We start from the raw sequence: 6,565 nt of genomic DNA, 5'->3' as shown, positions 1-6,565 counted from the left end.
GTAACTCCAATGTCTACCGGAACTAAGGCTCTCGCGCTAGATACCTACGCTGATCAGCGGATGAAATATCCGGGCTAGCGCGTGGCGGCTGATTTGACACAACGTTAGGCGACGATTTACCGGCCTAGGCTGTCGTCGGTGCGGCGGGCGGGGCTGGCGGAGCGGGAGCTTGTTTCTTGGCCCAGGCGGCAGCGCCGATCACCGCCGCGTCGTCGCCGAGTTTCGCCGGGACCACCTCGAAGCGGTCGCGGTAGGCTTCCAGCACGTTTTGGCGGGCGGTCTTGCGAATCGTGCCGACGATCAGCTCCTCCATCGCCTCGACCAGTCCACCGCCGAGCACGATCTTGTCCGGCGCCATCAGGTGGACGATGTTGACCACCGCCATCCCCACCGCTTCCATCGCGTCGACGACCAAGCGGCGGACGACTTTGTCGCCCGCGGCGATCGAATCGGCCAAAGCTCCGCTGCGGATGTCGGCCAGATCGGTGCCGGCGTGTTTTAGCAGATGCGGCGCCTCGCCCCGAAAAGCCGCTTTGGCGGCGTCGGCGGCAATCGTCAGCCGACTGGCTTCCGCTTCGAGGGTTCCGGTCAACGCAAATCCGCTGAACCGGTTGCTGCTGCTGATCCGGGTGTGTCCGATCTCCATGCAGGTGATGTCGCGGCCGCGAAAGATGTTGTCTTCGTAGACGCACCCCCCGCCGATTCCGGTGCCGGGAAAAATCCCCACCGCGCACCGCGAGCCTTGGGCGGCCCCGCAGGAGTATTCGCCGTAGACCCCCGCGTCGACGTCATTCAGAACCGCCACCGAACACTGGTAGCGGGCGGCCAGCAATTGGCCGATCGGGACGTTGTGCCAACCGAGGTTGACGGCCGTGTAGATCGTGCCCGAGACCGGATCGACCGGACCGGGGCAGCCGATCCCGATGCCCACGACACGCGACGGATCGACGTTCGCTTCGGCCAGCGCTTTATCGATCGTCGAGCCGATCCGCTCGACGCCCGCTTCAATTCCCTCGTTGCCGCGCGTCTTGCGACGCTTGCGAGCCAGCGGTCGGAGTGCGTCGTCGAAGACCACCGCCAGCATTTTGGTGCCGCCCAGGTCGAAGCCGATCCAGACCGGTCCCTCTGCTTCACTCATGACTTTCGTTCGGCTTACGCGGCGGTTGGGGGCAAAGAAGTCTCAGCGAACGCTGCGACAGAACTTAATTGCCGAGCGTCCCTGATCCTAGCCCTGTCAGAAAACCCTGAGCCGACGGCTGATGAAGACCCCGGACGAGCCGCGGAGTCTGCAGCGGAAGCGTTCGGCGAGAACCGAGGCATGGTAATCCGCGGGCTAGTGCCCTCACACGGCTTGCCCTTGCGCGGCCGCTCGCCAGAAACGAAAAGAGGGTCGCGATGCAGCCCTCCCTGCCGCATCGCGACCCTGCAATTGCTGGAACGAATGCACCGCTCGTTCCACCCTCCCAATCCTTGGTGCTGATAGTATCGGGCGTTGGAGGGTGGCAGCTCGCTAAAATTTCTCGGACCGCCGCAGAGCCTGCCTAATCGCTACACCGCCCGCAACCTGCTGCCGGGCCGCCGGCGAGATGCTTTCCGAAGCAGTCGCAGTGACCATGCAGATGCTTGTGATGGTGCTGGCAGTCGGCGAGCCGCTTCTGGTGGTACCCGGCCCACAGGTCGCGATAGCAGGCCGGAGTGCGGTAGTAGCCTTCGAGCGTCGTCGGTGGCGGAAGGTTCGGCCGATCGAGACACGGCGTCGGCTGCACGGAACCGGCGAGCGACGGGCAGTGCCCTGCATCGCTAGCCGCTGGCGGAGCGGAGCGGACAAGGCCGCCGCCGTGGTAGCTGTCGCTGGGGACAAGCCCCGGATGCGGAGGAGAGAAGAGCCGCGTGGGAGCCTCGTCGCAGTCGCTCAGGAGGGCATCGAAATCGATGGAGTGAGCGGACGACGGAGCGGTGGGCAGTTCGTGAGGCGGAGCGGTGGGCAGATCGAGCAAGCTCCGCTCCGTGGCATCCAGCTCTCCGGCCGCGAGTGGCTCCACCGAGCGAAGCGGTTCGGGCGAGCGGAGCGGTTCGGGCGAGCGGAGCGGTTCGGCTGGTGGTGCGGGGGGCAAGTCGGAGGAGGCGTCGGAGGCAGACGCCTCGGGCGTGGAAGGAGGCTCGACGGGAGCCGCTTCGTCGCTGAAGGCGAGCGAATTGAAAAGATCGTCGAAGTTGACTTGAGCGCGAGCGAGCGGGCTGCTGAGCACGACCACGGCGCATGCCAAACCGAGCGTTCTGAGAGGCATGATCGAATCCCGGAAAAAAGCGGACGGGAGGAGGCGGATCAGCAAAGCTCGAACGGCGCAACCGGTAGCGGCAATGCGCTACCGGTTGCTTCGTCGAGCTTGGCTCCAGCCAGGTTCGTTTGCCCAGTGCCCGTGGTAACGTGAACCACATTCAACCGCGGGTCGGTGCCGCGGCGGGAGAACCTAGAGAGTGGGTGTGGCTTTCACACCACCAAACCATTGCCGCGCCGAACCGCCGCGGCAACTGATTTCAGCCCCGAGTGGGAGAACTTTCCGCGAGCCGACGAGGCGCGATCGCTATCGCCGTCAACCCTTCACGCACCGGCGCAGCAGGACGCTGCCGGAACGGGGCTTCACTCTTACCCTCCCCCCGGGAGGGTCGGGCTCTCAGGCCCGGGGAGGGCCCGCTGGATCTCGCCAAGTGGAGGCTCTACGTCGCGCATCACCCTCCCCGCTCGTTCCTCGCGACCCTCCCGGGGGGAGGGTGATGCGTCCGCTTTCCTGAGCCGCGGCTAGCGATCCCGTTCGGCCGCTTGGATCAGCCGCGAGCGGATCTCGACTTGCCGCTCCTCGTCCTCGACTTTGCTGCCGTCGAGCTCGGCGACGTAGAACACGTCGACTGCTTGGTCGAGGTGGGTCGCGATTTTGGCGAAGTGCAGCACCAGCTCGGCTTCGGCGAGCACCTGCGCCAGGGCATACAGCAAGCCGGGGCGGTCGTAGGCGTAGAGCGTGATGACCGTAAACCGCTCCGAGGTGGTGTTGTCGAACGTCGCCCGGCAGGGAAGCATTTGCACCGCGTCGGCCGGTCCTCCGCCGCGGCCTCGCCAGACGCGGCGGAACTTCAGCGGCTTGGGCGAGGACGACTGCAGGCCCTCGACCACCGCTCGGCAGACGTCGTCGAGGCGAGCTTGGGGGGGGCGGCCTGAGAAATCGGGGTCGGCGACGACGAAGCGGTCCCAGGCGAGATTCGAAGGGAGGGTTTCGATCTGGCTCCGCATGATCTCCAGCCCCTGCGAGAGCAGCACGCCGGTGACCCGCATGAAGGTCCCGATCGGCCGCTCTCCCTGGCGAAACACTACGGTGTACTCGGTCGCGTCCTGATCTTCGGAAAAACGGCCCCAGCAGCGAACCGGATCCTCCTCGCTGATCTCCGCCGCCGAGAGTAGATCGCTGACCAGCGCCACTCGATCGGCCCGGTCGATCAGGGCGTCGGAGAGCTGATCGAGCAGCGAGAAGGCGGTCGGCGGAGCGTCGGCTGCTCGCAGTTCGACGCGGACCGCCTCGCGGGTTTCGGAGAGTTGCCGGTCGATGTGCTCGGGGAAATTGCTCTCGGTCAAATAGCGACGGGCCCGGTGGTAGAGCTCGACCAGCAGATTCTGCTTCCAATCGGTCAGCACGTCGGGGCCGACCGCCGAGAGGTCGCAGATCGAATGGATCAGCAGCATCTCGAGGACTTCGATCGAGCCGATCGACTTCGCAAAGCTCTCGATGATCTTGGGATCGGTCAGGTCATGGCGGAGGGCGACGTGGTTCATCAGCAGATGGTGGAACACCAGCGTCTCGAGACTTTCGGTGTCCGCTTGGCTGAGCCCCAAAATCTGGCCCGTCTCGCGGGCGATCTCGCGGCCGACGGTGCTGTGATCGCGCTCGTAGCCCTTGCCCAGGTCGTGAATCAAGAGCCCCAGGTGGAGCAGCCAGAGCTTGGGCTGTTCGCGATACAGTTCGCCGACAAAGCCCGGATCATGGACCAGCTGGGTCGCCGCTTCGACGGCCCGGATGGAATGCGCGTCGACCGTGAACTTGTGGTACTCGTTGAACTGCAGCAAACACCGCGCGTGTCGCATCCCGGGGATGATCTGCTCGAGCACGCGGAGCTCGTGGAGCCGCCGCAGGAGGTCGGCTAGATGTCCGGGGCGGTCCATCAGCGAGAGGAACTGCTTGGCCGCTTCGGCGTCGGGGCGGCCGACTTCGCGGCCCCGCATCGCATCGCGGATCGCCTGCCAGGTGCGATGGGAAATCCGCCGCTCGAAGCGATTGGCGAGCTCCATCAAGCGGAGCACGCCGGTGACATTCCCGGCGACTTCGGCGAGCCGCTTCTCGCGGATCCAGATGTGGTAGGGGCCGACGCGAAAGTCCTCGCCGATCCGCCGACTGAGCAGCACATCGATCGAGCTGACGCTCAGCGAGCGGTACTGGGTCGTGTCGGCGAAGTGGGCCGCCGCATACCGGACCTCGCGGGTGTGCTCAAAATAATCCTGCATGAACTCTTCGACCGGCAGCTTGCCCGTCTCGCCCTGGTACCCCCACCGTTCGGCGATCCGCATCTGCGCGGTCCGGTCGAGAATGTCCTGGCTGCGGCCGCTGTCGAAGTGCATCTCGTTGCGAAGTCGCAGCAAGAACGCCAAGGCGGCCCGCAGCCGGGTGTAGTCCTCGCGGGGCAAGGCACCGAGCTGGACCAGCTTTTCCAGGTCCGTGTCGCCGTAGCGAGCAAAACCCAGCCAGCGGATCAGCTGGATGTCGCGGAGCCCGCCGCGGGAGCGCTTGACGTTCGGGCGGAGCAGGTAGACCGTGTCGCCCCACTGCCTCCGCTCATCCCGCCGCGCCTGATAGACCTCGCGAATCAACCGCCGGTCGCGGCGCATCGATCCGAGCCGCAAGTTGTGGAAAAATTTGCCGAAGACATGCACGCTGCCAGCGAGAAACCGAGATTCGCTGAGCGAGGTGAAGACGGTCGTGTCCTTCCATGCCCACTGGCATGCCTGGGCCGGCGTGCGGACGGAAAAGCCCAGATCGAGTCCCGCGTCGACGATATCCCGGCTGAGCCGCGCGGCCAGCGGCTGGATCAATTTCTCCACGCGGCGGAGCGGCGTCAGCATCAGATCGACGTCGGAGAATGGCGCCAGATCGCGGCGGCCATAGCCCCCGTGGGCAATCAGGGTCAACTGCGATGCGATCTCCTCGAGTCCCAGATCGGCCACCGCCGCATCGAACAGCTCGAGGATCACCCCGTCGACCAAGTCGGTCTGGAGGTGGGTCAGCTGCACTCCGGGAGAGCCCCGTTCATGGGACTCCCGAAGCTTCCGCCGCCCCTCCCGCAGTCGCTCGCGGGCTGCGAGAATGGCTGGTGAGAGCGAAGGGGCCGCCATGGTGGCTCGCGGTAAGCGAAGGCGTCTTCCTACAGAGACTCTGCCTCGAGGGACTCTTCTTAAAGGGCGTCTTCGCCACGCTCGCCGGTACGAATCCGGATCGAGTCGGCGAGGTCGGTCACGAAGATCTTGCCGTCACCGATCTGGCCGGTTTGGGCGGTCTGCAGGATCGTGTCCACCACCGCCGGCAGATTGGCGTCGCTGCACACGACCTCGATCTTGACCTTGGGAACGAAGTCCACCGCGTACTCGGTGCCGCGGTAAATCTCGGTGTGCCCCTTCTGACGACCAAATCCCCGCACCTCGCTGACCGTCATGCCGTGGATGCCATGTTCGGTGAGGGCGTTTTTGACGTCTTCCAGCTTGAAGTGGCGGACGATCGCTTCGACTTTCTTCACGGTGCGCTATCCTTCGTGTCAACCCAGGGCCGCGGAGGGCCGTGCCAGAACTGGAGTTCGAGTATAACCAGGCATCGTCGCGTCGTCATCTGCCCTCTATAGGTTCTCCTGTAGAAGGTTTCCCCACAGGCTATGGGCTCAGCGCCCACTCGACCTTTCAACCTGCATTCCATACCAATGACGAATCGCTCACCGGCAAAAAATCTAACGCAACGGTAGCAAGTGAGATGCAAGCGAAAGACACCGCTATGGACCAGAACGAGCCACTAATCGCTGCTGGGGTTCTGCTGATGACCCGTGCCGAACCCCGGCAGTTCTTGTTGATGCGGCATCCCGATCGCTGGGATTTGCCCAAGGGACACGCCGATCCCCACGAAACGCTCGAGCAGACGGCGCTTCGGGAAATGGCCGAAGAAACGGGTCTCGAGCCGAGCGACGTCCAGCTCGATCCCGATTTTCGCTTCCTCGTCGAGTATCTCGTCCGCTATCCGGAGGACGAGGCCGAGCGGCTTAAGCAGGTGCATTACTTCTTGGCCTGGATCGACCAGCCCCGCAATATCGGCTGTACCGAGCACGACGAGGCCCGCTGGTTTGACTGGGAACCGCCGCATGCGATTCAGTCGCAAACGATCGATCCGCTGCTGGAAGAAGTTGAAAAGTTTCTCAAGTATCAGCGGCCGTGAGTATTGCGCGGGGGCCGAACTCAGCGGGACTCTTACAATACTGGAATCCG

General features: G+C 64.5%; 5 protein-coding genes. 1 reads left to right on the top strand and 4 read right to left on the bottom strand.

Annotated elements, in window-relative coordinates:
• Positions 1-124 precede the first annotated feature (124 nt).
• From GNK13_RS14405 to GNK13_RS14390, 4 genes are all read right to left on the bottom strand, one after another.
• On the bottom strand, positions 125-1,138 hold the full coding sequence (locus GNK13_RS14405) for an ROK family protein (RefSeq protein ID WP_164103249.1): 1,014 nt from the start codon (positions 1,136-1,138) through the stop codon (positions 125-127).
• Between the two features lie 403 nt (positions 1,139-1,541).
• On the bottom strand, positions 1,542-2,288 hold the full coding sequence (locus GNK13_RS14400; protein ID WP_164103248.1) for a hypothetical protein: 747 nt from the start codon (positions 2,286-2,288) through the stop codon (positions 1,542-1,544).
• A gap of 512 nt (positions 2,289-2,800) precedes the next feature.
• Positions 2,801-5,434 (bottom strand): [protein-PII] uridylyltransferase, encoded by a 2,634-nt coding sequence (gene glnD / locus GNK13_RS14395; RefSeq protein WP_164103247.1) that lies wholly within the window; start codon positions 5,432-5,434, stop codon positions 2,801-2,803.
• Between the two features lie 59 nt (positions 5,435-5,493).
• Entirely contained in the window at positions 5,494-5,832 is a 339-nt protein-coding gene (locus GNK13_RS14390; protein ID WP_164103246.1) for a P-II family nitrogen regulator, read from the bottom strand.
• 248 nt (positions 5,833-6,080) lie between these two features.
• Here GNK13_RS14390 and GNK13_RS14385 point away from each other — a divergent pair, with 248 nt between their 5' ends.
• Positions 6,081-6,515 (top strand): bis(5'-nucleosyl)-tetraphosphatase, encoded by a 435-nt coding sequence (locus tag GNK13_RS14385; RefSeq protein WP_164103245.1) that lies wholly within the window; start codon positions 6,081-6,083, stop codon positions 6,513-6,515.
• Positions 6,516-6,565 lie beyond the last annotated feature (50 nt).

This window comes from Candidatus Laterigemmans baculatus, from assembly GCF_010367455.1.
Taxonomy (GTDB): domain Bacteria; phylum Planctomycetota; class Planctomycetia; order Pirellulales; family Pirellulaceae; genus Laterigemmans; species Laterigemmans baculatus.
The sequence above is the reverse complement of the archived record's forward strand: the minus strand, read 5'-3'. Positions and strand labels throughout refer to the sequence as shown.